Below are 24,566 nucleotides of genomic sequence, written 5' to 3' on the forward strand. Positions count from 1 at the left end.
TCGATTAAATGAAGTCAGAATGTGATACAATTGAAACATTAACAATTTTTCTTGACGAGAGGAATAAAAATGAATCTACTTTTTATAGGTGATGTTGTCGGATCACCAGGCCGTGACATGGTTAAGGAATACTTGCCAAAATTAAAAGAAAAATATCGTCCGCATTTTACCATTATTAATGGGGAAAATGCAGCTGGCGGTAAAGGAATTACTGAAAAAATTTATCGTGAATTTTTAGGATATGGTGCACAGGCTATAACCCTTGGTAACCACTCGTGGGATAACCGTGAGATTTTTGAGTTTATCGGTTCAGCCAAAAATATGGTTAGACCAGCAAATTTTCCTGAAGGAACACCTGGAAAAGGGATGGCGTTTTTTAAAGTAAATGATTTAGAAGTTGCAGTCATTAATCTGCAAGGGAGAACGTTCATGGCACCATTGGATTGCCCATTTAAAAAGGCAGACGAATTAATTGAAATTGCCAGAGAAAGAACTCCGTATATTTTTGTGGATTTTCATGCGGAAGTAACAAGCGAAAAACAGGCAATGGGATGGTACTTGGATGGGAGAGTATCAGCGGTAGTGGGTACGCATACACATGTTCAGACAGCCGATAGCCGCATTTTGCCAAATGGTACAGGGTATTTATCCGATGTGGGCATGACAGGTCCGTATGACGGCATTCTAGGGGTGGAGAGAGAGGCTGTTCTTAAAAGGTTCCTTACAAGTCTTCCAGTTCGATTTGAAGTTGCTGCTGGAGGAAGAAATCAGCTTAGTGCAGTAGTTATTGAATTGGACCGTAAAACCGGATTTACAAAAAAAATTCAACCTATATTAATAAACGACGATCATCCGTTTTATTCTTAATATCAAATTGATTTTGCTATTAGTTTAGCTCCAGCTCCTAGGCGCTGGAGCTTTTTTTTTGTCCAAGCCGGAATATGTTATTTTACAACTGAATATAGTAGCAGTGGAATGTTATAACCTGATTTGTTCATGAAACTGCTCATGCGGGATCGGGATTTTCTAAGGAGGAGCTAGAAATGGATATATTAAAAGTTTCAGCAAAATCTAATCCTAATTCTGTAGCTGGTGCGCTTGCCGGGGTTCTGCGTGAAAGAGGTGCAGCGGAAATACAGGCAATTGGGGCGGGTGCATTGAATCAAGCCGTTAAGGCAGTAGCGATTGCTCGAGGATTTGTAGCACCTAGCGGAGTTGATTTAATTTGTATCCCTGCGTTTACCGATATTTTAATTGACGGGGAAGAACGCACAGCTATCAAATTAATTGTAGAACCACGTTGAAAGAGATAGACTTTTGACAAGGAAAAACAAATATTTATTTGATACTACCTGCTTGGATAATCAAGCAGGTATTTTTTAGCATTAAGTCAAAAATCATACAATGTACGATATTAACATTATTCTAAGATAGACTATGATGAATTCTAGAATATAAATTTTAGATATTCATATGGGGAATAAATTAAAGAAAAACTGCCATATAATGAGGAGGATTTATCTTTCTGCAGCAGTCGACATTATCGAATCCAAGTATATTTCAAATAATAAAAAAATATTCATATTTTAGACAATATTTCGCTTTAAAGGGTTGCAATTTTTAGTGCATAGGTCTAGAATTGTAAGCGTTTAGTACATATCTTAAGTTACATTTTTTAGTCTTTTAGTAATTATAGGCTAAATTCTAGTGAAATACTCGGAATAGTGCTAAACTAATAAATGAATCAATTTATTCTACTTAATTTTTACATATCCAAAGGGGTGTAAGTCATGATCAATCAACTTTCATGGAAAGTTGGAGGACAACAAGGGGAAGGTATTGAAAGTACTGGGGAAATCTTTGCAATTGCACTGAATCGCCTGGGATATTATTTGTATGGTTATCGTCACTTTTCTTCACGTATTAAGGGTGGTCATACAAACAACAAAATCAGAGTAAGTACGACAGAAGTGCGTTCAATTTCTGATGACCTAGATATCCTAGTAGCATTTGACCAAGAAACGATTGATTTAAACTACAAAGAACTTCACAGTAATGGTGTAATCCTTGCTGATGCAAAATTTTCACCAAAGAAACCTGATGATACAGAAGCATCATTGTATGCGGTACCATTTACTGAAATTGCCACTGAACTTGGAACTTCTTTAATGAAGAACATGGTAGCAATCGGTGCAACATCTGCCGTATTAGACTTAGATATTAATGTATTTGAAGTAGTAGTTCGTGAGATTTTTGGCAAAAAAGGCGAGCAAGTAGTTGCAAAGAATATGGATGCAATCAAAGCCGGCTTTGAAAAAATGAAGGAAAATCTTGCTTCAGGTATCCAAACCATGGAACTTGAAAAGGCTGACGGCAAAAAACGGATGTTTATGATTGGTAACGATGCTATAGCGCTTGGAGCTATTGCCGGCGGATGCCGTTTTATGGCAGCTTACCCAATTACACCTGCATCTGAAATCATGGAATATTTGATTAAAAAGCTACCTGCACTAGGTGGTACAGTAATTCAAACAGAAGACGAAATTGCTGCTTGTACAATGGCAATTGGGGCTAACTACGCCGGTGTACGTACGATTACTGCTTCTGCTGGACCTGGATTATCATTAAAGATGGAAGCAATCGGACTATCAGGTATTACTGAAACTCCGTTAGTAATTGTAGACACACAACGTGGCGGTCCTTCAACAGGATTACCAACTAAACAAGAACAATCAGACCTTATGGCAATGATCTATGGAACACATGGTGAGATTCCGAAAATTGTCATGGCTCCAAGTACAGTTGAAGAAGCGTTCTATGATACCGCGGAGGCATTCAATTTAGCTGAAGAGTATCAATGTCCAGTCATTATTTTATCTGATCTTCAATTATCTTTGGGTAAACAAACCGTTGAACCATTAAGCTATGACAAGGTTGAAATCAGACGTGGAAAATTGGTAACAGATGAAATACCTGCTAATGAAAATAATGCGTACTTCAAACGTTATGAAGTAACAGATGATGGAGTTTCTCCACGTGTAATCCCTGGTATGAAGAATGGTATTCACCATGTAACGGGTGTTGAGCACGATGAGACTGGTAAACCATCTGAATCCGCTGCAAACCGGAATGCACAAATGGATAAGCGTTTCCGCAAAATCGAAAATATTCGCTTTGATACTCCCGTATATAAAAATGTTAAGCATGAGGATGCGGATGTTTTATTTGTAGGATTTAACTCAACACGCGGCGTTATTGAAGAAGCAATGACACGTTTAGAGAATGATGGCATAAAAGTCAATCATGCGCACATCCGTTTAATTCATCCGTTCCCAACGGACGAAGTTCTTCCACTTGTCCGTTCTGCTAAGAAAGTTGTTGTTGTGGAAAACAATGCAACTGGCCAATTAGCGAATATTATGAAAATGAATGTTGGACATGCTGAAAAAATTACTAATCATCTTAAATATGACGGAAATCCATTCCTGCCACACGAAGTATATACAAAATGTAAGGAGTTGTTCTAAATCATGGCCACTTTTAAAGACTTTCGTAACAATGTAAAACCGAACTGGTGCCCTGGCTGTGGCGACTTCTCCGTACAAGCGGCAATGCAACGTGCGGCAGCTAATGTTGGCTTAGAGCCAGAAAACCTAGCTGTTATTTCTGGAATTGGCTGTTCAGGACGTATTTCAGGTTATATTAATTCATATGGCTTCCATGGGATTCATGGCCGTTCACTTCCGATTGCACAAGGTGTGAAAATGGCAAATCGTGACTTAACTGTTATCGCTTCTGGTGGAGACGGAGACGGTTATGCGATTGGAATGGGGCATACGATTCATGCCATTCGCCGTAATGTCGATATTACTTATATCGTAATGGATAACCAAATTTATGGTTTAACAAAAGGTCAAACTTCTCCTCGTTCAGCAACGGGTTTTAAAACAAAATCAACGCCAATGGGGTCAATTGAGCAATCAATTTCTCCGATGGAAATGGCTTTGACTGTTGGAGCAACATTTGTAGCGCAAAGTTTCTCTACAGACCTAAAAGATTTAACAGCATTAATCGAAGCAGGAATTAAACACAAAGGATTTTCTTTAATCAATGTATTCAGTCCATGTGTTACTTATAATAAGGTAAACACATATGATTGGTTTAAAGAAAACCTAACAAAACTTAGTGATGTCGAAGGTTATGACCCTTCAAATCGCGAAGAGGCCATGCAGACATTAATGAAGCATAATGGTCTTGTAACAGGACTTATTTATCAAAACACTGAGCGTAAGTCTTATCAAGAATTGGTCACTGGCTACTCAGAAACACCTTTATCAAAAGCAGACCTTAACTTGGATCAAAATTATTTTGATAAATTAGTTTCAGAATTTATATAAGGATAAATAGAAAATCCCGGGGCTTCTGCCTACGGGATTTTCTATTGTTTTCAAGTCCGTTAACCTTTATACTATAATAATGTGTGGACTATGTCTGGAGTTCCTTACAAATTTGCACAGATGATAACTTTAAAGATATTAAATAGCTGAAATTTTAAAAAAGGAAGAAAGGGGCATTTAAACAAATGAATGAAAAACAACGTTTAGAAGGTACGCAAGTCGAGTCTGTTAATTCTTCGGACAAAAAATCCGCCAAGGATTACAGCAAGTACTTTGAACAAGTAATTACTGCACCATCTTTGAAAGATGCTAAAAAACGTGGAAAAGAAGAAGTAAAGTACCATAATGACTTTGCGATTCCAGAGAAATTCCGTGGAATGGGCGAGGGTCGAAAGTTTTACATCCGTACCTATGGGTGTCAAATGAATGAGCATGATACGGAAGTTATGGCAGGAATATTTTTAGCATTAGGCTATGAACCCACTGACAGCACTGAAGATGCAAATGTCATTTTATTAAATACATGTGCAATTAGGGAAAATGCTGAAAATAAAGTGTTTGGTGAACTAGGTCATTTAAAGTCATTAAAATTAGAAAAGCCTGACTTGCTTTTAGGTGTTTGTGGATGTATGTCACAAGAAGAATCTGTTGTTAACAAAATTCTAAAAACCTATCACCAGGTTGATATGATTTTTGGTACCCATAATATTCACCGTTTACCACATATCTTGAATGAGGCATATATGTCAAAAGAGATGGTTGTTGAAGTATGGTCTAAAGAAGGGGATGTCATTGAAAACCTTCCAAAAGTCCGCCGAGGAAATATTAAAGCTTGGGTTAACATCATGTATGGCTGTGATAAATTCTGTACGTACTGTATCGTACCATTCACCCGTGGGAAAGAAAGAAGCCGCAGGCCAGAAGAAATTATTCAGGAAGTGCGACATCTTGCTGCACAGGGTTACCAAGAGGTTACCTTGCTTGGTCAAAATGTAAATGCCTATGGAAAAGATTTAGAAGATGGTTCCTATGGTCTTGGTGAACTGATGGATGAATTACGAAAAATTGATATTCCGAGAATTCGCTTCACAACAAGCCATCCACGTGACTTTGATGATCGTTTAATTAATGTGCTTGCTAAAGGCGGCAACTTAATGGACCATATCCATTTACCAGTCCAATCAGGTTCTACTGATGTATTAAAAATTATGGCACGTAAGTATACAAGAGAACAATATTTAGAACTAGTAAGAAAAATTAAAGCGGCCATTCCCAATGTTGCGTTAACCACTGATATTATTGTAGGTTATCCGAATGAAACGGATGAGCAGTTTGAAGAAACAATGTCACTCTACCGTGAAGTCGGTTATGAATTAGCATATACCTTTATTTATTCTCCACGTGAAGGTACTCCAGCAGCAAAAATGGAGGATAACGTTCCGATGGAAGTGAAGAAAGCACGCTTACAGCGCTTAAATGCCCTTGTGAATGAGCTTTCCTTAGAAGCGATGAAGAAACATGAAGGCCAAATCGTCGATGTCCTTGTTGAAGGGGAAAGTAAGAACAATCCTGATGTCCTAGCAGGATATACTTCTAGGAATAAGCTTGTTAACTTTGTTGCTCCAAAATCAGCGATTGGAAAAATTGTAAAGGTTAAAATAACAGAAGCAAAAACATGGTCATTAAACGGAGAAATGGTAGAGAAATTCGAACCAGCAGAGGTGAAGTAAAGTGGCGAAATATACAAAAGATGATATCGTTGCACGTGCAACAGACTTAGCTCGAATGATTGCAGAAACAGAAGAGGTTGACTTCTTTAAGCGAGCAGAAGCACAGTTGAATGAAAACAAGAAAGTTCACACTTTAATTTCGGATATTAAAGGATTACAAAAACAAGCTGTAAATCTTCAGCATTATGGTAAACCTGAAGCCTTAAAAAAGGTTGAAGATAAAATTGCTTCGATTGAGCAAGAATTAGATGAAATTCCTGTTGTACAGGAGTTCAAACAATCACAATTAGATGTAAACGAATTGCTTCAAATTATTGCATCAACCATTTCAAATACGGTTACCGATGAAATCATCATTTCTACGGGCGGCGATGTATTATTAGGAGAAACCGGTTCAAGCATGCAAAATGGCGGCGGATCTTGTGAAGGCCACGACGATTGCGATCACGAACATTAAGACTACAGCCAGGCTTACTAGAGCCTGGCTTTATTTTTTCCTTACATTTATTTTCCCCACTGACCAGAATCTTATTACTCTTCATTTTTAAGTACATGCATACAAGGCACACACCTATAACTCCCGCATAAAATGAACTATGACTAAACTTTTATCCAGTACTCAACAAAATAAATTTCACACTAGTCTTATATCTTGCATACGATGAAATGAAAATGAATGAGGAGGGTTCGCGCGAAATGGGAGAATATAGAGAGATAATTACCAAGGCCGTAGTAGCGAAAGGACGTAAATTCACCCAGTCCAATCATACGATTAGCCCGGCGCACAGTCCAACAAGTATACTTGGCTGTTGGATCATCAACCATAAATACAATGCGAAAAAGGTTGGCAAGACTGTAGAGATACATGGCTCTTACGACATCAATGTTTGGTATTCGTTTAATGACAATACCAAAACAGAAGTTGTCACAGAACGTGTCCAATATACAGATGTCATTAAGTTAAAGTATCGCGACCATGATTGCCTCGATGACAATGAAATTTGTGCTCGAGTGCTGCAACAGCCAAATTGTGTTGAAGCGGTCATTTCCCCGAATGGCAATCGTATCATCGTCCATGTTGAAAGAGAGTTCCTCGTAGAGGTGATAGGCGAGACAAAGGTTTGTGTTCTTGTCAGCTCAGATGGATGCAAGGACTGCGACGATGATTGGGGTATGGATGTAGACGACGAAGAATTCGAAGAGTTAAATCCAGATTTCTTAGTCGGTTCAGAAGAAGAATAAAAGTAACTAGGAGGTTTTTACTTCCTAGTTTTTTTCTTTTCGGGGGAATTATTAAAGGCTAAATTAGCAAGCTAAGACAAGGAGGTGTTAGAATGGACCCTAGACAGCCAGGAAATAAAAATATGCCTGATTTTAACCAATTAAATGACCGAATAATCGCTGAAAGTTCACCCTCACCAATGCTAGTGATTAAAACCAATCTCGATCCACAAGATGCTACGGAATGTAATCCGTATTATAATGATACTGTAGTAAAAAACCCTAAAAAAGTTAAGGATTATTTTGAGCAATAAGAAAGCCAGGATTTTAACCCTGGCTTTCTATCCATTCTGGTTTTAATAACGACAGGACGTAGGTATCATGAAAATGCTCATTTTGATTAATATAGCCGCGCAGTATTCCTTCATTTGTGAAACCAATCTTCGTTAATAAGTTGATCGATGCTTTATTTTCTGGGTAGACAACGGCACCAATACGATATAAATCTAATTGTTGAAAGCTAAAACGGATTACTTCATTTATTGCCTCGGAGCTTAGTCCTCTTCTCCAAAAATTTGGATGGAGTTCATAACCAATCTCTGCACGCTTATTTTTTAAATGTAAACCATTAAGACCCACCGTACCGATGAAACGCTGATTTTCTTTTAATTTAATACCCCAACGAATCCCGCGCTTATCAACAAAATTCTTATGAAACATGTCAATTAATCTTGATGCTTCAACGGGAAGAGTAAAACGATTAGTCCCATAAAACCTTGTTACTTCTTCTAAGGATAAAATATCGTATATGTAGTCAACATGCTGATGGGTTATTTCAATTAATTTAAGTCTTTTGGTTTCTAAAATGGGAAAAGTCATAGCAAATCCTTTCTATTAGCTCTTAGTGCTTCGAATTTCCATATGAATTCTAAATCTTTATACTAATTATTAGTGTATAATGGCATAAAAGAAATTTCCATTATATTTTGGTTTAGAAGGTGTACAATTTTGCAAAAAGCAGAGTATATAAATTTAATAGAAACAGAGCTATTCCCAAAAATACAATTAACGACAAACAGTCCGTTTGATCCAATTATCGTTGAAAATCAGTCACAGATCTGGAGAACCATCGGGAGTGGTAATTATGCTGGGGTATTTTCGCTTGATGCAAAGCCAGAATGGGTTGTAAAAGTATATGGGCGAAATCCAGAGGAACTTAAGAAGGAAATTGAAGTGTATAAAAGATTAGGAAATCATAAAAGTTATTCTACACTGTATGATTATGGGGAAAATTATTTAATCTTAAAAAAGCTTGAAGGTATCACTTTGTTTGATGCGCTGGTTAAGGGAATTCCAATTCCCGAATCAGTTATAAAAGATATTGATTCCGGTTTAGATTATGCAAGGTCTGTTGGATTAAATCCCTATGATGTCCATGGGAAAAATGTCGTCATGTTTGAGGGCAGAGGATACATTGTTGATATATCCGATTTTTATAAAAAAGGATTTTGTAGGAAATGGAAAGATTTAAAAAAAGCTTATTATAAGATTTATTTACCATATATATATAAATATCATCCACCAATCCCTTTTTTAATGGTTGATTCAATGCGGAAAGGATATCGGATGTATCGTCGTTTGAAAAAGAAAGCTAAAAAATAATAATATTTAGCGAGGTGTAATTATGGATGACCGTCAGTTTCGAAACGCAATGGGGAAATTTGCAACTGGAGTAACAGTAGTCGCAACAGAAGTTGCGGGAAATGTACATGGAATGACTGCGAATGCCTTTATGTCTGTTTCGCTTAATCCAAAACTTGTTGTCATTTCGATTGCTGAAAAAGCACAAATGCTTGAAAAAATAAAACAAAGCAAAAAGTTCTCGGTCAATATACTTGCTGCCAAACAGCAAGAATTATCAATGATATTTGCGGGGCAGTTAAAAAATCAACAAGAAGTAGCATTTGAGCGTCTTGAAGGAATACCTGTTTTACCAGGAGCTGTGGCTCAAATTACGTGTGAAGTATCGGCTGAGCATGTGGAAGGAGACCATACCCTTTTTATAGGCCGGGTAACTAGTATTAACCTGGAGGATTCGGACCCGCTAATTTATTTTAGTGGAAAATATCGATCGCTTGCAGATGAGTAGATAATGAATTAAGCAGTTTCGTAGGTTTTTTACTATATTTTGAAAGAACTATAAAAAATAGATTCAATACCCTTCGAATTACTGTGAAATTTTACTTAATTAGGGACAATTAAGAAATGCGCTGATATCTTCAGGGCATTTTTTGTGTGTTTTCGTGAAATAATGAAGTTTAGTCTAAAAATAAAAAATATTTAGAATATATTGACAAGTAAATATCGCCTATGTAGAATTACAGTTAGTAAAGAAAAGCGCTTTTTTTACCGATTTTTACAATCTATAGATTGAAAAATGTTCCGTTAAAATTTTAGTTATATGATTCTAAAATTTTAATGCTGTTGTTTTTGCTGGCCAACAAAAGCGACAGTTTCTCGCTCGATAATCCAATTTATGAAAGCGGATTCATTTTTTTCTTGGGTGACAGTTTATGAAATATAAGGGAGGTTTATCAATGGTAGTAAAGACAATCAGCAGAAATTTTCTAAAGTTTTTGGTTGTTATTCTTGCATTCCAAGATGTAGCTGCAGGGGTAGCAGGATCAATAATGGCAGACATTATTAAGGCATTTCCACAATATGACCCCACGATTGTTATGTTGGTTGCTACCTTTCCAGGATTAATTCAAATCGTTCCTGCGCTCTTTTATGGTAAACTTTCCAAAACATTCAAGAAAAGAACACTATTATTTGTTGGCTTAAGTCTATTCGTCATTGGAGGAGTCCTCCCAACGTTTATCGATAATTTGGGATTGATTATTGTAATGAGAGGGATATTAGGACTTGGTGTTGGGATTACAATGCCGCTGTCGGTCGATGTCATTACAGATTTCTTTGACGGAAGGGAAAGAGATTTCTTAATCGGATTTGGTACCTCTACAATTGCTTGTATAGGAGCAATCTTCTTCCAATTAGTTGGTGGAATATTAGCGGATGCCTATGGTTGGCATTATGGTTTCTTAACGTATTTATTCCCAATCTGGATCCTTGCAATCACAATACTTTACCTTCCTGAACCTGAAAAGAAACAATTTGCCCATGCTGCTGGGTCTCAATCCAGTCAAAAGGTTAAATTACCAAAAGCAATCTATTGGGTAAGTCTTGGACAGATCTTTTATTCTGCACTAATTTTTGGCTATGTGACAAATATTTCTGTTGTAATCCAAGCAGATAAATTAGGAAATGCAACAGAAGCAGGTATGGCTATATCGATTTTTACTTTTGGCACTCTCATAGCAGGGTTTCTATTTGGAAAGATTAAACACGTGCTTCCAACCATGTATTTACCACTTGCGGTTTTAATAACAGGGGTTGGGATGGCCATCTGTTACTTCTCTCCTACACTAACTATGATCTTTATTGGAAGTGTAATTGGTGGTTTTGCAATGGGAATTGGACTTCCAGGGGTATTTACAAGGGTTTCAGAACTAACTCCTGTTGGTGCTTCTTCTAATGTCGGATTAGTAGTTGCTGGCCAAGGGATAGGTGGAATCTTGGGGCCATTTGGATTCCAAATGATTCAGACTCTATTTAACCAAGATATTGGTAGATTCCCATTGGCGGTTAGTGCGATTGGATTAGTTGTATTATCTTTAATTTGGGCAATTTCGGTAAAGAAACCGAATCGAGACCTGGGGGTTACTATAAGTCAATAAAATAATAACTGGAGCTAAAATGATGAGTGGAAACTTCGTCATTTTAGCTTTTTGAGTTACATAAACAAATTAACAATATAGTAATTTTAAGAAATAAAAAAATATTTAGAATTTATTGACAAAGTGAAATAAACATAGGTAAAATTATAGTTAGTTAATGAAAGCGCTTTTAATGCTAATATTACTACTATTTTAGTAGTGTTAATGGAGAACTAAAATTTTACAGATGAGAGGATTATGTTTAAAAATTATTTTTCAAAGTGAGGGTACGGATATGACAGCTCTTGAAACAAAGAAGGTTCAAACAGGAAACTATCAATCATTTATCCATGAAGGTGGTAAGAACTCTTCCGAAACCATTATTTTTCTTCATGGGAGCGGACCAGGGGTAAGTGCTAAATCAAACTGGCAGCACATATTACCACATTTCAATGAGAATTTTCATGTGGTGGCACCAGATATTTTCGGTTTTGGAAATACAGACCACCCTGAGTCATACCCCAAAAATGGGGGAGAGTGGATGAATGAGAGAATTAAGCAGGTTTTGGCCCTGATGGATGAAATAGGGGTAGAAAAAGCTCACTTAGTCGGAAACTCTCTTGGTGGTGTCATTGCCCTACATTTACTAATGTACGCTCCTGAACGTTTTGATCGTGTTGTATTGATGGGAGCAGGCGGCGGTTTAACAGAACCTACCCCTGAACTTGCTAAATTGGCAAACTTTCATAAAGATCCAAATCCAGTTGCCTTTAAAAATTTATTAAGTTGGTTTTTATATGATAAAAGCATCCTAGAAGATGAGTTAGAAAAGATTGTAGCAGAACGATTAGAATTATTCTTAAAGCCGGAAGTTCGCAAATCTTACGAAGAAAATTTTTCGAAATCACATTTATCTGATATGCTCGTCCCGCCTTCCGCTCTAAAACAGATGGACCATCAAATATTACTTATTCACGGACATGCGGACCGGTTTGTACCACTCCAAAGCAGCCTATACGTAATGGACTATTTGCCAAATGCACAGCTGCATGTCTTTAAGCGCTGCGGACATTGGGCGCAAGTGGAGCAGAAAGAAAGATTTATCAAACTCACATCCGATTTTTTCAATGGGGAACTGTAGATATTTAGGAAACTGAACAAAAGAACAGACCGTTGATTCCTAATATTTTAGTAGATAGAATGAGGATAGAATCATTCTTTCAGAAAATGTGAAACAGCCATTGATGAGAGAACTACTAAAAATTAGAGGGGTAAATGTATATGAAAATAGACAAGGCATATCGCTATATAAAAAGACAAATTATTGAGGGGACCTGGGAACCCGAAACAGTCATTAATGTAAATGAAATATCTGAAAAATTAGCTATAAGTCGGACTCCTATTCACAAGGCATTATCCAAACTGGAACAAGAAGGATTCGTGTCAATTATTCCCCAAGTTGGGGTATTTGTAAAAAGACCCGATCCATATGAGGTGTTGGAACGTTTATTGGTCTGTGCCAATCTCGATGCATTAATGACTGAACAGGCGGCATTAAATTTGAAGGAAGAAGACTTTATTTTTCTGAAAAATACCCTAGAGAAGATGGACAATTTGGATTTGTCTCCAGATGACTATTCCAAGCTCAATATTGATTTTCATAGAACGATCTATGAAGCTTCTAAATTAACCTATACGTTTAATTTAGCAACCCAGCTTTGGGATTACCTGAACTTTGTAGGAAATCCTGATGATTTATTTACTAAGGACCGAAGAAAACAATCACAATCAGAGCACTGGATGATTTATTTTTATCTGAAAGAAAAGGACAGTAGGATGGCCAAAGGACTAATGGAAAAACATATGCGTCGTGTGGCAAAGCTGGTAGGAGAGGAATATCAGGATATTGATTTAAATCAGCGTGTGTTTAACTAAATTTGTGCGTTTTATGGAAAGTGAAACTACCATTATGGTTGCGGGGGGTACTAAAATGGAACAAAGCGTTTTGGACACAAAAAAAGAATTGGTGGAAAAAGCCCGGTCTCTGATTCCTAAATTACGTGAATTTGGGGAAGAAATTGAAAAGACTAGTTCATTACCCAAAGCCATTATTGATGATTTGCAAAATGAAGGGACGTTAAAAGTCTTACGTCCACATCTTTTTGGCGGTTATCAAACAAATATGCGGACATATACAGAGGTTGTTACTGAAATATCCCGTGGAAACGGTTCGGCAGGCTGGTTTGTTGCACTTAGTAATATTAGGGATTATATGATTTCTTATACGTTTGGAGAAAAAGCTTTAAGTGAAATTTACAAATCAGGGGAAGACGTCGTATTAGCTGGGAACTTTAAACCAATCAAATGTGAAATCAAAAAGATAGATGGCGGCTATTTTATCGAAGAAGCGCAGTGGCCTTTTGTTTCAGGTAGTCCACATGCTGATTGGTGTTACTTCGGGTTTCCAATCTTTGATGAAAACGGCGGTGTAGAAATGGCCATTATGGTTATTCCACGCGACGAATTAGAAGTTCTTGACGACTGGTATGTAATGGGCTTAAAGGGATCAGGCAGTAACAGTTGTAAAATTAAAAATGTGTTTGTACCGGATCACCGTGTGTCACTAGATCGCTTGGCCAGTAAAGGGCATTATCTGATAGAGCCTCTTAAAGAGGTTGCATTGTACAGGTCTTCCTTTGTTCCTTCTCTTACTTTATCCATCGTCGCACCTGCACTTGGACTAGCAAAAGCCGCAATGGATTTATATATGGAAAGGCTTCCAAAAGCAGGTATAGGTAATACATTCTATAACAAGCAAGCCGAAGCAGCAATTACTCATCACCAGGTTGCACAAGCGCAGCTAAAAATTGATTCAGCAGAGATGCATCTTTATCGTGCGGTTGACAAAATTGATGCATATGCTGATCAGGGTCTAGTAATGGATAAAAATGAAATCGTTAAGGTAAAAGCGGACTTTGGTTATGTAAATCAATTATGTAAAGAAGCAATTGATCTTCTTGTTGCTGGAGTCGGTTCTATGTTTACCTATGAAACAAACCCTCTCCAAAGAGTCTATCGTGATTTTCTAACGATGCATTTACACGGCTTCATCACTCCAACAAGTTTAATTGAAACCTATGGAAGAGTTTTGTGTGGACAAGAGCCAAATACTTATTTTGTTTAAACTCGAACCTATTATGCTAGGAAAAAGGTAAATGTGCAGGTTTTATTATCTGATAATTTATAATAGTAATTTTAAACTGAATTTTATAAAAAATAGGAGGCGTAATAAAAATGAGTTTACCTGAAATCGCAAAATTAGGGCACGTGGCGTTAGTTTCATCAGATCTTGACAAATCACTTTGGTTCTTTAAAGAACTAATTGGTCTTGAAGAAACAGAAGTGGTTAACGGAACTCATTATTTACGAGCATGGGGTGATTTTGAACATCATACACTTTCAATTACTGCTGGCGATAAGTCCTACGTCGATCACATAGCCTGGCGAACAAAACGTCCAGAGGATGTTGAAGGATTTGCCCAACTTCTAAAAGAAGCAGGGACAGAGGTGAATTGGATTGATGCGGGTGTAGAAGCAGGTCAAGGAAGAGCGATTCGCTTTCAATTACCAAGTGAACATCGCTTTGAAATTTACTATGACATGGAAAAAACCTTAGCGGAGCCGTCCAAACGATCAGTTCTAAAGAATCAGACTTATAAATCATGGGCACGTGGTGTGTCGCCAAGAAGAATTGATCACGTCAATATTCTTACATCTTTGAAGGCAAATGTCATTTCTGATTATTTAGAGGAAAAATTAGGATTTAAAATGCGTGAGTGCGTAAAAGCTCCAGATGAATCCTTAATCGGGGCATGGTTGAGTGTCACACCATTGGTTCATGATATTGCGGTTAGCCATGATCCATTTTCGCCATCAACCCATCAAATACACCACATTGCATACTGGCTTGATAATGCACAAGACCTCCTTAGGGCTGCTGATATCTTAGCTGAACAAGGCATTAAGTTTAAGGGTCCAGGTAAACATGGTATCTCACAAGCTATGTACCTATATGTTGTCGACCCAGGCAGTGGGATCCGAGTGGAGTTGTTTACAAATGGGTATTTAATTTTTGAACCGGATTGGGAACCAATCGTATGGACTTTAGATGAAATGGATGTTGGCTTCACCTTCTGGGGTGACCAAACGGATACACTTCCTGAAAACAATCCGACTATCGAAGCATAAAAAATTAATTGAATGATAATTCACACAATCTAGGAAAGCGAAAGGGGTCATTATAATGGATGATCGATTATTCCGGACCGCAATGGGGAAATTTGCAACTGGTGTTACCGTGATTGCAACAGACGTGGAGGGAGATGTTCATGGAATGACGGCAAATGCCTTTATGTCTGTGTCACTTAGTCCGAAGTTGGTTGTCATCTCAATTGGTGAAAAAGCCAAAATACTAGAGAAAATAAAACTAAGCCAAGCATTTTCAGTCAATATTTTAGCAGCAGATCAGCAAGAACTTTCAATGATTTTTGCTGGACAGGTAAAAGAGCCGCGTGAAGTCAGTTTTGATCGTCTTGATGGTAAACCAGTACTGGCTGGCGCCGTAGCCCAAATTGCCTGTGAAGTATTTGCAGAACATGTTGAAGGGGATCATACACTATTTATTGGAAAGGTAACTGATATTAAGCTTGAGGATGCTGAACCACTGCTATTTTACAGCGGTCGTTACCGTACTTTATTAGAAGATACACCTGTTCCATCCAACTAAAAATCACTTGTATAAATGAAGAATTAAGACTCCTTGTATTTAGTTATGTGAGGAGTCTTTCTTTTAACCTCTATTTAGAGAGGGGGAAGTAAAATTGGCTAACTTTGCAAAAGCATATAAACCTAACAACACAGAAGATGGGAATAAAAAAATTGTCTCAACCTCAGCAGCTTTTGGTTTCCTGAGGAAAGGGTTAATCGAGAATCTTGGTACTAAAAGGGCAAAAGGGTTTCTGCTTCGTTACGGTTGGAATTTAGGTGTTAGTGATGCTGAAGAAGCAATGAAAACTAGCACCTCCATCAATGACCTTCTTAATCAAGCATCGATTCTACATTTAAGTACAGGACATATTAGAGAAATTCAGTCCGAGAGAATTATCGAAATGAGTGATTCAGAAACAATAAAATCAATCCTTGGCAAGGGAAAATGGATAGATTCATTTGAAGCAATTGAGCATTTAAGGCATCATGGCAAATCAGATATTCCGGTATGTCATACATTGACAGGTTATGCAAGCGGATATATGTCAACTGTTTGCAGGAAAAGTGTCATTGTTAAGGAGCTCAGCTGTATTGCCAAGGGGGATGCTGAATGTTGTTTTGAGGCAAGGATGCAAGAGGATTGGGGAACTGAAATTCAAGAGGAGCTTAAGTTTTACCATGAATCTAATATCATAGAAGAACTTGAGTATACGTACGAGCAATTGTTAGAGCAGCGGAATTATATCGATACGGTGTCAAAATTTCATAAAAAATTAACAGAAAGCGTTTCGAATGGCAGCAATCTACAGGATATTGCTGATAGCTCATATAAACTATTGCGAATACCAATTTCGATTGAAGATTTGAGCTTCCAAAAAATAGTATACGCAGGGATGAACGAAGAGGAATATATTCGTCTCAACAAAAACCTAAAAGAAAATTTAATCAGGAAAAATAGAAATAACCATAACTTGCTACCTCTATTTAATGAGACGACGAGAATAAAGACTGATAATCAGGAACGGTTGATTACGCCAATTGTTGTGCAAAAAAAGGTAATTGGTTATTGCACATTTCTTTATTTAAAGGATGCAGTGAAGAGGGCTGAAAACGATATTATGTTTATTGAGAGGGTTGCAAATGCTTCCTCCTTGTATCTTTTGAACGAAAAAACGAGTTTTGAAGCACTTGAAAAAATGAAGGGTTATTTCTTAGAACAAATATTAAAGGGCCAGTATTCCACCAGCGACGAAGTCATAAAGCGTGGACGGCATATGGGCTTTAATCTCGAGAAACCATTTTATATCGCAGCCATTGATTATAAAGAAAAGGGAAAGACCACACAAAAAAGCTTTGATCACTATGACCAAAAGTTAGAGACAATTGCCAAGTATCTTGATATTCAGGGATATAAAGCGTTAATTGGTCAATATGAGGGTCAGATTATTATGCTGATACCTGAAAATGCAAAGATTTTTCCTACAATGGAAAAAATCCATAGACATTTAGAAACGACCTACCCTTACTGCCAATTTAAATGTGGAATTAGTGATAAGTCAGAGAAAATTGAGAGTGTATTGGATTATTTGGAAGAGTCATTAATCGCATTAAGGATGTCTACGGATAAGAAAATAAATGGGTTTAAAGATTTAGGGATTGTTGGTGTCTTGATAAATTCAAAAAATGTGAGCGGGATTAAGAAAATCGCAAAACAAGAGTTAGATCCGTTATATAAATTAAGTAATGGAAAACAAAAGGAGTTGCTGAAAACGCTCTATGTGTTTTTATCAAATGGCGGAAAACTCCAGCAAACCATGGATGATCTTTCTTTGTCCATGAGTGGACTCATGTATCGAATCAATAAGATTGAAACACTTATAAATAAAGACTTGCGGGATTCCACCCAAAGCTATCAGCTCCTGCTGATACTGGATTCATTAATAGCATTAGGAGAGTTAGAAATATAATCTATCTTCGAGAGCAGTCCTAGCGGATTGCTCTTTTTTATGGAAAATAAACAAAAGTAACTTTCAAATCCGTGTGAAAAGTGAAGGTACCAAGAAAAAAACCAATAAAAATCAACTAAAAATACAAGGAAGTCAGATGTTTTTTTCTCTAGATTTAAAATATAGAATTTTCTAAAATTTAACTATATTAAGAAACAGAAAAATGTAAAGGTTTTCATTTAAGCTGAAAGTTTTACTTTAGGAGGAGGAACATAAATTGGCAACAATAACACAGCAAATTATTAAAACAGATAACTTTGAAACGTTTGTAAATCGTTCTGGTAAGGGAAATTCCGAAACAATTTTGTTTCTACATGGATCTGGGCCAGGTGTGTTCGCTTGGGCCAACTGGCGGTACGCTTTGGATTCATGCGGTGAAAAGTTTGACTGTATTGCTCCTGACCTGCTCGGCTTCGGACAAAGTGGCCATCCTGACACACTTCCCAAGAATAGACAGGGATGGATGGATCTTTGGGTAGGACAATTGATTGAACTACTAGATGTCTTAGGAATTCAAAAGGCTCACGTTGTTGGAAACTCGTTAGGCTGTTCGATTGCATTGGAATTGTTACTAGAATATCCTGAACGATTTGACCGTGTTGTCTTAATGGGACCAGGAGGGACACCAAATACAAAGATAAGTCTAGAACTCGGTCGTGCGAAAGGCTTTTACGACAATCCTTCTGAAAAGAAAATGCGTCAAATTATGGGCTGGTTTGTCTATGATGTGGAAAAACTGGCACCTGAAATCGACTCACTTGCCGAAACAAGATATGAGACAGCGATGCGGCCTGAAATTCATCGATCCAATGAATCTATTTTTGCATCTGTTGCGGTACCAGTGCCTGTCACTGCTCTTAGACGAATTAATAATCCTATTTTACTTGTGCATGGACGTGATGACATGGTTTGCTCAGTTGAGTCTAGCTATTATCTACTATCACATCTCCCAAATGTCCAATTACATGTATACGGTCAATGCGGTCACTGGACACAAATTGAGAATAAAGAAAGCTTTAATCAATTAATTCAAAACTATTTTAAAGGGTCGATCTAATAAAGGGGGGCAAGAAGATGACTTTACCGGAGATTGCAAAATTAGGACATGTGGCGCTCGTTACACCCAATTTGGAAAAATCACTTTGGTTTTTCCGTGATGTAATCGGTTTAGAAGTGACCGAAGAAAAGAATGGAACCTATTACTTACGGGCATGGGGAGATTTTGAACATCACTCCCTGTCCATAACTGCAGGTGAGAAAGGATACATCGATCATATCGGCTGGCGAACGAAACACCCAGAAGATGTGGAGGGTTTTGCCCAATTGCTTGAAAAGGCTGGAACAGCCGTAAATTGGATTGAAGCAGGCGAAGAGGCAGGCCAGGGTAGAGCGATTCGTTTTAAGCTGCCAAGTCAGCATTCGTTCGAAATCTACTATGATGTTGAAAAACCTAAAGCAGATGAAAAAAGACGTTCGGTATTGAAAAATCAAACGTACAAAGCATGGGCTCGTGGCTGCTCTCCAAGAAGGTTTGATCACGTAAATATTGCTACTTCCATGGATGTCGGTGAAATTCTCAATTACTTGAGCAGCCAATTAGGGTTTAAGCTTCGTGAATATGTAAAATACCATGAAAAAAATATAGTTGCTGGCTGGATGAGCGTGACACCCTTAGTTCATGATATCGCTGTGATTTCAAGACCGCAAGCTGAAACACCGAACCAACTTCATCACATATCATATTGGCACGACAATGCCCAGGATATCCTAAGGGCGGCTGATATTCTTGCCGAAGAAGGCATTAAATTCATAGGACCTGGTAAACATGGTGTTTCGCAGGCATTTTATCTTTATGTGTGTGATCCGGGCAGCGGCTGCCGGGTAGAATTATTTAGCGGTTCTTACTTAATTTTTGAACCAGACTGGGAACCGGTTGAGTGGACTGAGGAGGATCATTCGATTGCCAACACCTACTGGGGAGAAACTGTAAGTGATAAGGAATTGAATAAACCAACTATCGAAGCGTGATCTTAAAAGCTGACTCAGGAAGATCGTTTGAGTCAGCTTTTTTGAAGGAGAGGGACTCTAGTGACGGAAAGCAGAATCTATGAAACTGATATTGTTGTAATTGGGGCAGGAAATGCTGCGATGTGCGCCGCTATTGCAGCGCGGGAAAATGGGGCCAGGGTCCTTGTCCTTGAAAAGGCACCAGAAGCAGAAAAGGGTGGAAATAGCACGTTTACCCACGGGTCGATTCGCTTTGCCTATAACGGTGTAGAAGATCTTAAACAAATCATGCCTGATCTTACATCTGAAGATATCGGAGTTACAGATTTTGGGAGCTATCCCGAGGAAGTGTTTTTTGATGATATGTGCCGGATTACAGATTATCGAACCGACCCTGAGCTTGCTTCCCTCTTAACAAGTAAAAGCTTTGAGACGATGAAATGGATGCAATCACATAAAGTAAGATGGGTACCTATATACGGCCGTCAAGCCTTTAAGGTGGATGGCATCTTTAAATTTTGGGGCGGAATGATTGTAGAATCTGTCGGTGGCGGGACTGGTTTAGTCGAGGCCCTGCATGAAGAGGCAAAACAGCTCGGTGTTCAAGTTTTATTTAATGCAATGGCAACCAAACTTATTCACGATGATGAAGGCGTCCATGGAGTTATTTTTAAAGATAATGGAAAAACAACAGAAGTCCGTGCAAAAGCAGTAATCTTAGCATCTGGAGGCTTTCATGCAAATCCAGAAATGAGGACCCGCTATTTAGGACCCAAATGGGATTTAGCAAAAGCCAGAGGCAGCCGCTTTAATACGGGCGAAGGAATTCAGATGGCTCTAGATATTGGTGCTCTTTCCGCTGGAAACTGGTCTGGTTGTCATTCCGTTGGAGGAGATCGCTATTTACCGGAATTTACGGAAGGTTTCCAAAAACTCAGCTATCCTTTTGGAATTTTAGTCAATGCTGAGGGTAAGCGATTTGTTGATGAAGGAGCTGACTTTCGCAATTATACCTATGCTAAGTATGGAAAATTGATACTTGAGCAGCCAGGGCAATTTGCATGGCAGATTTTCGATGCTAAAGTTGCCGGGCTTTTACGTGATGAATATCGGGGTAGAAAGGTAACGAAAATAAAGGCCAATACAATAGAAGAATTGGCGGAAAAGCTTGATGGAGTAGATCGAGACGGGTTTTTACAGACGGTAAAAGACTACAATGAAGCTGTGCGAAAAGATATTCCATTCAATCCAAATATAAAGGATGGTCGATGTACGGACGGGATTGAAGTGCGGAAATCCAATTGGGCCAATTCATTGGATGAAGGTCCATTTGAAGCATATGCCGTCACATGCGGAATCACCTTTACCTTTGGCGGTTTAAAAATAAACACGAATACGGAAGTTCAAGATGTCTTATCCCAATCCATTTCAGGATTATATGCAGCTGGAGAGCTTGTTGGCGGGTTATTCTACTTTAACTATCCAGGCGGAGCCGGCTTAATGGCAGGCTCGGTTTTCGGGAAGATTGCAGGTGAAAATGCTTCGCGATACATTCATGAGGTTAAAGAAAAAGAGAAGATGGTTTGAAGCCAGAAGGTTGATAAATGAAAAAGGGGTGCAATATATGGAAAGTAATGTATTGGATGAAAACAAGACCGAATTGAATCTGTTACTAAAAGGAGCAGAAAAGGTTGGGAAAATTGCAGAATCGGAAGCAATAGAAGCAGATAAAAACAAAACGGTTTCAAAAAATGTCATTGATGCGATAAAAGAGGCCCGATTATCTAAGTTGTTACTGCCCAAAAAATATGGCGAGCCACAAGTAAATTTAAGGGAGTATTCTAAGATTATCCGTATGGTTGGAAAATATAATATTTCCGCTGCTTGGCTAACATTTCTTTATTCCATTCATAATAGTTTAGTAGCTTTTATGACCAAAGAGGGGGCAGAAGAAGTTATCAATCAGGGGGGATTAATAGCGGATATTTTTGCTCCCATAGGAAAGGTAGAAAAAGATGGGGACGGTTATCGGATAACCGGTAAGTATAGCTTTGTAAGCGGTATCTTATATAGTGATTGGGTGGCTCTTGCAGTGAAAATGAAGTTGGACGACAGCGAGGAGACAGAACTATGCATGTTGACATTACCTACCTCTGATGTCCAAATAATTGAAAATTGGGATACGTTAGGACTTAGGGGTACTGGAAGTAACGAGGTAATTGTCGATAATGCCTATGTTCCAAAGCACCATCTAATACGGCTTACTGTTGCAGACCGTACAGGCAGACCAACAGAAGGATATGATAAAGACTATCCTCTTTATGATGTTCCATTTTTCTCATCTTTTTGTGTTGGATTTCCTATGGTAGCACTAGGTGGTGCGGAACGTTTACTGGAAGAATTTAAGAACCGAACGGAAAAGCGGGTTCGTTTAGGAGGAAAATCCGCAAAGGATTCTCGGCATCAGGGAGTACTTGCTGAATTAACAATTAAATATTACGAAGCAGAAGGACTATTGGAAAAATATATTTCTTTATTAGAAAACTATGAAATGGGTAAAGAAGATAAACGTGGTGAATTTGCCGCGATAAGGGCAAAAATCACGAAGAACGTAGCGGACATTGCTGTGAAAATTTTATTGACACTTGGCGGATTTTCCGTGTTTAAAGGAGATCCAATTGAAATGTTTGTACGCGATATTCTGGTAGTGTGCACACACCGATCCAATCTTTACGAAGACTCGGTTGAAGCATTCGGAAGAACACAATTTGGCTTTGATGTATCGATTAATGGTTAATTAGAAAACAGCAGTATAATCAAACACCTATTGAGACATAGCTTAAAAGAGGAGGAGGGAACTGCATGGAAACGATATATTTGAATCCTGACAATCTAGCGTACTATCAGCAAATGGCAAAACCTAATGTGATGGCCCTAGGATTTTTTGATGGAATTCATATTGGACACCGTGAAGTAATTAAAACTGCTTTTCAGAAAGCAAAAGAAAGGAATATTTCACTATCTGTGATGAGTTTCTTTCCGCATCCGAAAACAGTTTTATCCAATGGAAAATCACAGGTTGACTATTTAATGCCGCTTTCTGATAAGGAAAAAGTATTCTGTGAACTTGGTGTCGATATTTTTTATATTGTCGAATTTGACAAAGAATTCGCATCGCTTTCCCCGGAAGGGTTTGCAGAGAAGTATTTAGTTAATCTAGGTGTCGTTCATGCAGTTGCTGGCTTTGATTATAGCTATGGGTTTCGTGGAGAAGGCAATTTGGACCGCTTGAAGGATGATTCTGGCGGTGTACTTGAAGTAACAAAGGTGAGTAAAGTGGAATATCAAGGGGAAAAAATTAGTTCAACTGGTATTCGAAAAAAATTAGCATGTGGAAATGTCGAGGACCTGCCCGCCTTTTTAGGGCGTCCCTATGCAGTGAATTGTGAATGGGATGGAACGGTACTAAGTGTGGGCCCTCACTATACATTACCTGCTCCTGGAACCTATGTAGTTACGTTAAAAGGATTTTGTCAATTACAAGTGTGTGAAATGACCGTTACAAAACAAAAAGTATTGATTCCTGAAAATTCGCTATCAGAGCTATTCCCCCCGAAATATAATCAATTTCTCTCAATAATTTGGCACGAGAAGTTCGGTGAAAAAGTGAACTATGAAAATGATTGTCCTCAAGGATTTGTTCAGGTCGGATAACTTACATTTAATCGACAATCTATAAACTTAATTTTAATAAAGGGGACTGTAAAAGGTGAATAAGACAAAAGAGTTCCAAACACTATTGCACCAACCAAGTGCATTTATTTTACCTGGTGCTTACGATGCAATGTCTGCAAGATTAATAGAAGAAATTGGTTTTCAAGCGATTTACGCAACAGGTGCTGGAATATCCAATGCTCAATTAGGATGGGCAGATGTTGGCCTGACTTCCTTAAAAGAGGTTGTTGATATTGTCACGCGCATGGCGGATGTGACGACGATTCCGATTGTGGTTGATGCCGATACAGGATTTGGTAATGCGATTAATGTTATTCGAACAGTTCGAGAGTTCGAAAGAGCTGGAGTCGCTGCGATACAAATGGAGGATCAGGTTTCACCTAAGAAATGTGGGCACTTCAATGGAAAAGATGTGATTTCCAAGGAAGAAATGATCGGTAAAATCAAAGCTGCAGTCGATACAAGGAAAGATAAAAATCTAGCAATCATCGCTCGTACAGATGCATTAGCCGTAAATGGTATGGAAGATGCATTGGACAGGGCTAATGCTTATTCCGAGGCTGGAGCTGACATTATTTTTGTGGAAGCACCGACAACCGTTAATCAATTAAAACAAATTACTTGCTCATTAAAAGGGATCCCTCAAGTAATAAATCTTGTCGAAGGCGGTAAAACTCCGCTAATTTCACTAAAAGAAGCAGAAGGAATTGGCTTTAAGATCATGCTTTGTGCGAATACGGTTCTTCGTTCAGCCATCAAAGGAATCACTGAATCCTTAAGAATATTAAAAGCAGAAGGATCACACGAAAATATTCACGATTTAATCTGTACTTGGGAAGAACGACAATCACTTTTTAAACTTAACCAGATTAAAGAATGGGAAAAAAAGTATTCAGAAAATCAGTCATTAGTAAAATAGCAAACCTA

Annotated in this window: 24 protein-coding genes; 23 read left to right on the forward strand and 1 reads right to left on the reverse strand. The window is 38.1% G+C overall.

Annotated features, from left to right (window positions below; genetic code table 11):
* Positions 1–69: 69 nt before the first annotated feature.
* The 8 genes from FS608_RS09010 to FS608_RS09045 all read left to right on the forward strand — a co-directional run bounded on the left by FS608_RS09010 (position 70) and on the right by FS608_RS09045 (position 7,662).
* Positions 70–867: a TIGR00282 family metallophosphoesterase gene (locus tag FS608_RS09010; protein WP_144549120.1), complete on the forward strand. Its 798-nt coding sequence runs from the start codon at positions 70–72 to the stop codon at positions 865–867.
* Positions 868–1,043: 176 nt separating this feature from the next.
* A complete protein-coding gene (gene spoVS / locus FS608_RS09015; protein WP_026566505.1) occupies positions 1,044–1,304 on the forward strand; it encodes a stage V sporulation protein SpoVS in 261 nt (86 codons plus the stop codon).
* A gap of 486 nt (positions 1,305–1,790) precedes the next feature.
* Positions 1,791–3,527, forward strand: coding sequence for a 2-oxoacid:acceptor oxidoreductase subunit alpha (locus FS608_RS09020; RefSeq protein ID WP_144549122.1), 1,737 nt, complete (start codon positions 1,791–1,793; stop codon positions 3,525–3,527).
* 3 nt (positions 3,528–3,530) lie between these two features.
* Complete coding sequence (locus FS608_RS09025; protein WP_144549124.1) at positions 3,531–4,397, forward strand: 2-oxoacid:ferredoxin oxidoreductase subunit beta; 867 nt, start codon at positions 3,531–3,533, stop codon at positions 4,395–4,397.
* A 185-nt stretch (positions 4,398–4,582) separates the two neighbouring features.
* The gene (gene miaB, locus FS608_RS09030) at positions 4,583–6,127 is read left to right on the forward strand and encodes a tRNA (N6-isopentenyl adenosine(37)-C2)-methylthiotransferase MiaB (protein WP_144549126.1); all 1,545 of its coding nucleotides are present in this window, start codon (positions 4,583–4,585) and stop codon (positions 6,125–6,127) included.
* A gap of 1 nt (position 6,128) precedes the next feature.
* Positions 6,129–6,584: a YlbF/YmcA family competence regulator gene (locus tag FS608_RS09035; protein WP_144549129.1), complete on the forward strand. Its 456-nt coding sequence runs from the start codon at positions 6,129–6,131 to the stop codon at positions 6,582–6,584.
* A gap of 239 nt (positions 6,585–6,823) precedes the next feature.
* Positions 6,824–7,369, forward strand: a complete 546-nt coding sequence (locus FS608_RS09040) for an outer spore coat protein CotE (protein ID WP_144549131.1) — start codon at positions 6,824–6,826, stop codon at positions 7,367–7,369.
* 92 nt (positions 7,370–7,461) lie between these two features.
* Positions 7,462–7,662 carry a hypothetical protein gene (locus FS608_RS09045; RefSeq protein ID WP_144549133.1) on the forward strand — a complete coding sequence of 67 codons (201 nt, stop codon included), beginning with the start codon at positions 7,462–7,464 and terminating at the stop codon, positions 7,660–7,662.
* Positions 7,663–7,675: 13 nt separating this feature from the next.
* Here FS608_RS09045 and FS608_RS09050 read toward each other — a convergent pair whose 3' ends face one another.
* A complete protein-coding gene (locus FS608_RS09050; RefSeq protein WP_144549134.1) occupies positions 7,676–8,227 on the reverse strand; it encodes a GNAT family N-acetyltransferase in 552 nt (183 codons plus the stop codon).
* Between the two features lie 129 nt (positions 8,228–8,356).
* Between FS608_RS09050 and FS608_RS09055 the strand changes: the two genes are divergently transcribed.
* The 15 genes from FS608_RS09055 to FS608_RS09125 all read left to right on the forward strand — a co-directional run bounded on the left by FS608_RS09055 (position 8,357) and on the right by FS608_RS09125 (position 24,558).
* Positions 8,357–9,010: a protein kinase family protein gene (locus FS608_RS09055; protein WP_144549135.1), complete on the forward strand. Its 654-nt coding sequence runs from the start codon at positions 8,357–8,359 to the stop codon at positions 9,008–9,010.
* Positions 9,011–9,032: 22 nt separating this feature from the next.
* A complete protein-coding gene (locus tag FS608_RS09060; protein ID WP_144549137.1) occupies positions 9,033–9,497 on the forward strand; it encodes a flavin reductase family protein in 465 nt (154 codons plus the stop codon).
* Positions 9,498–9,945: 448 nt separating this feature from the next.
* Positions 9,946–11,145: an MFS transporter gene (locus FS608_RS09065; protein WP_144549139.1), complete on the forward strand. Its 1,200-nt coding sequence runs from the start codon at positions 9,946–9,948 to the stop codon at positions 11,143–11,145.
* A 274-nt stretch (positions 11,146–11,419) separates the two neighbouring features.
* Entirely contained in the window at positions 11,420–12,265 is an 846-nt protein-coding gene (locus FS608_RS09070) for an alpha/beta fold hydrolase (protein WP_144549141.1), read from the forward strand.
* A gap of 140 nt (positions 12,266–12,405) precedes the next feature.
* Positions 12,406–13,059 carry a GntR family transcriptional regulator gene (locus FS608_RS09075; protein ID WP_186328656.1) on the forward strand — a complete coding sequence of 218 codons (654 nt, stop codon included), beginning with the start codon at positions 12,406–12,408 and terminating at the stop codon, positions 13,057–13,059.
* A gap of 55 nt (positions 13,060–13,114) precedes the next feature.
* On the forward strand, positions 13,115–14,308 hold the full coding sequence (locus tag FS608_RS09080) for an acyl-CoA dehydrogenase family protein (RefSeq protein WP_144549145.1): 1,194 nt from the start codon (positions 13,115–13,117) through the stop codon (positions 14,306–14,308).
* Between the two features lie 110 nt (positions 14,309–14,418).
* Positions 14,419–15,372, forward strand: a complete 954-nt coding sequence (locus FS608_RS09085) for a VOC family protein (RefSeq protein ID WP_144549147.1) — start codon at positions 14,419–14,421, stop codon at positions 15,370–15,372.
* Positions 15,373–15,427: 55 nt separating this feature from the next.
* Positions 15,428–15,910, forward strand: a complete 483-nt coding sequence (locus FS608_RS09090) for a flavin reductase family protein (protein ID WP_144549149.1) — start codon at positions 15,428–15,430, stop codon at positions 15,908–15,910.
* A gap of 94 nt (positions 15,911–16,004) precedes the next feature.
* Complete coding sequence (locus tag FS608_RS09095) at positions 16,005–17,858, forward strand: XylR N-terminal domain-containing protein (protein WP_144549151.1); 1,854 nt, start codon at positions 16,005–16,007, stop codon at positions 17,856–17,858.
* 256 nt (positions 17,859–18,114) lie between these two features.
* On the forward strand, positions 18,115–18,954 hold the full coding sequence (locus tag FS608_RS09100) for an alpha/beta fold hydrolase (RefSeq protein ID WP_144549153.1): 840 nt from the start codon (positions 18,115–18,117) through the stop codon (positions 18,952–18,954).
* A gap of 17 nt (positions 18,955–18,971) precedes the next feature.
* A complete protein-coding gene (locus tag FS608_RS09105; RefSeq protein ID WP_144549155.1) occupies positions 18,972–19,925 on the forward strand; it encodes a VOC family protein in 954 nt (317 codons plus the stop codon).
* Positions 19,926–19,985: 60 nt separating this feature from the next.
* Positions 19,986–21,491, forward strand: coding sequence for an FAD-dependent tricarballylate dehydrogenase TcuA (tcuA, locus tag FS608_RS09110; protein WP_144549157.1), 1,506 nt, complete (start codon positions 19,986–19,988; stop codon positions 21,489–21,491).
* 37 nt (positions 21,492–21,528) lie between these two features.
* Entirely contained in the window at positions 21,529–22,701 is a 1,173-nt protein-coding gene (locus tag FS608_RS09115; protein ID WP_144549159.1) for an acyl-CoA dehydrogenase family protein, read from the forward strand.
* Positions 22,702–22,766: 65 nt separating this feature from the next.
* Positions 22,767–23,618: an FAD synthetase family protein gene (locus FS608_RS09120; protein WP_144549161.1), complete on the forward strand. Its 852-nt coding sequence runs from the start codon at positions 22,767–22,769 to the stop codon at positions 23,616–23,618.
* Positions 23,619–23,673: 55 nt separating this feature from the next.
* Positions 23,674–24,558: an isocitrate lyase/PEP mutase family protein gene (locus FS608_RS09125; RefSeq protein ID WP_144549163.1), complete on the forward strand. Its 885-nt coding sequence runs from the start codon at positions 23,674–23,676 to the stop codon at positions 24,556–24,558.
* The last annotated feature ends 8 nt before the right edge of the window (positions 24,559–24,566 follow it).

It is taken from the genome of Bacillus sp. X1(2014) (assembly GCF_007678255.1).

Bases quoted from the DNA above. Each gene is read 5' to 3' on its own strand.
- FS608_RS09010 (WP_144549120.1), top strand. From the start codon at position 70: ATGAATCTACTTTTTATAGGTGATGTTGTCGGATCACCAGGCCGTGAC.
- spoVS (WP_026566505.1), top strand. From the start codon at position 1,044: ATGGATATATTAAAAGTTTCAGCAAAATCTAATCCTAATTCTGTAGCT.
- FS608_RS09020 (WP_144549122.1), top strand. From the start codon at position 1,791: ATGATCAATCAACTTTCATGGAAAGTTGGAGGACAACAAGGGGAAGGT.
- FS608_RS09025 (WP_144549124.1), top strand. From the start codon at position 3,531: ATGGCCACTTTTAAAGACTTTCGTAACAATGTAAAACCGAACTGGTGC.
- miaB (WP_144549126.1), top strand. From the start codon at position 4,583: ATGAATGAAAAACAACGTTTAGAAGGTACGCAAGTCGAGTCTGTTAAT.
- FS608_RS09040 (WP_144549131.1), top strand. From the start codon at position 6,824: ATGGGAGAATATAGAGAGATAATTACCAAGGCCGTAGTAGCGAAAGGA.
- FS608_RS09045 (WP_144549133.1), top strand. From the start codon at position 7,462: ATGGACCCTAGACAGCCAGGAAATAAAAATATGCCTGATTTTAACCAA.
- FS608_RS09050 (WP_144549134.1), bottom strand. From the start codon at position 8,227: ATGACTTTTCCCATTTTAGAAACCAAAAGACTTAAATTAATTGAAATA.
- FS608_RS09060 (WP_144549137.1), top strand. From the start codon at position 9,033: ATGGATGACCGTCAGTTTCGAAACGCAATGGGGAAATTTGCAACTGGA.
- FS608_RS09065 (WP_144549139.1), top strand. From the start codon at position 9,946: ATGGTAGTAAAGACAATCAGCAGAAATTTTCTAAAGTTTTTGGTTGTT.
- FS608_RS09070 (WP_144549141.1), top strand. From the start codon at position 11,420: ATGACAGCTCTTGAAACAAAGAAGGTTCAAACAGGAAACTATCAATCA.
- FS608_RS09075 (WP_186328656.1), top strand. From the start codon at position 12,406: ATGAAAATAGACAAGGCATATCGCTATATAAAAAGACAAATTATTGAG.
- FS608_RS09080 (WP_144549145.1), top strand. From the start codon at position 13,115: ATGGAACAAAGCGTTTTGGACACAAAAAAAGAATTGGTGGAAAAAGCC.
- FS608_RS09085 (WP_144549147.1), top strand. From the start codon at position 14,419: ATGAGTTTACCTGAAATCGCAAAATTAGGGCACGTGGCGTTAGTTTCA.
- FS608_RS09090 (WP_144549149.1), top strand. From the start codon at position 15,428: ATGGATGATCGATTATTCCGGACCGCAATGGGGAAATTTGCAACTGGT.
- FS608_RS09105 (WP_144549155.1), top strand. From the start codon at position 18,972: ATGACTTTACCGGAGATTGCAAAATTAGGACATGTGGCGCTCGTTACA.
- FS608_RS09115 (WP_144549159.1), top strand. From the start codon at position 21,529: ATGGAAAGTAATGTATTGGATGAAAACAAGACCGAATTGAATCTGTTA.
- FS608_RS09120 (WP_144549161.1), top strand. From the start codon at position 22,767: ATGGAAACGATATATTTGAATCCTGACAATCTAGCGTACTATCAGCAA.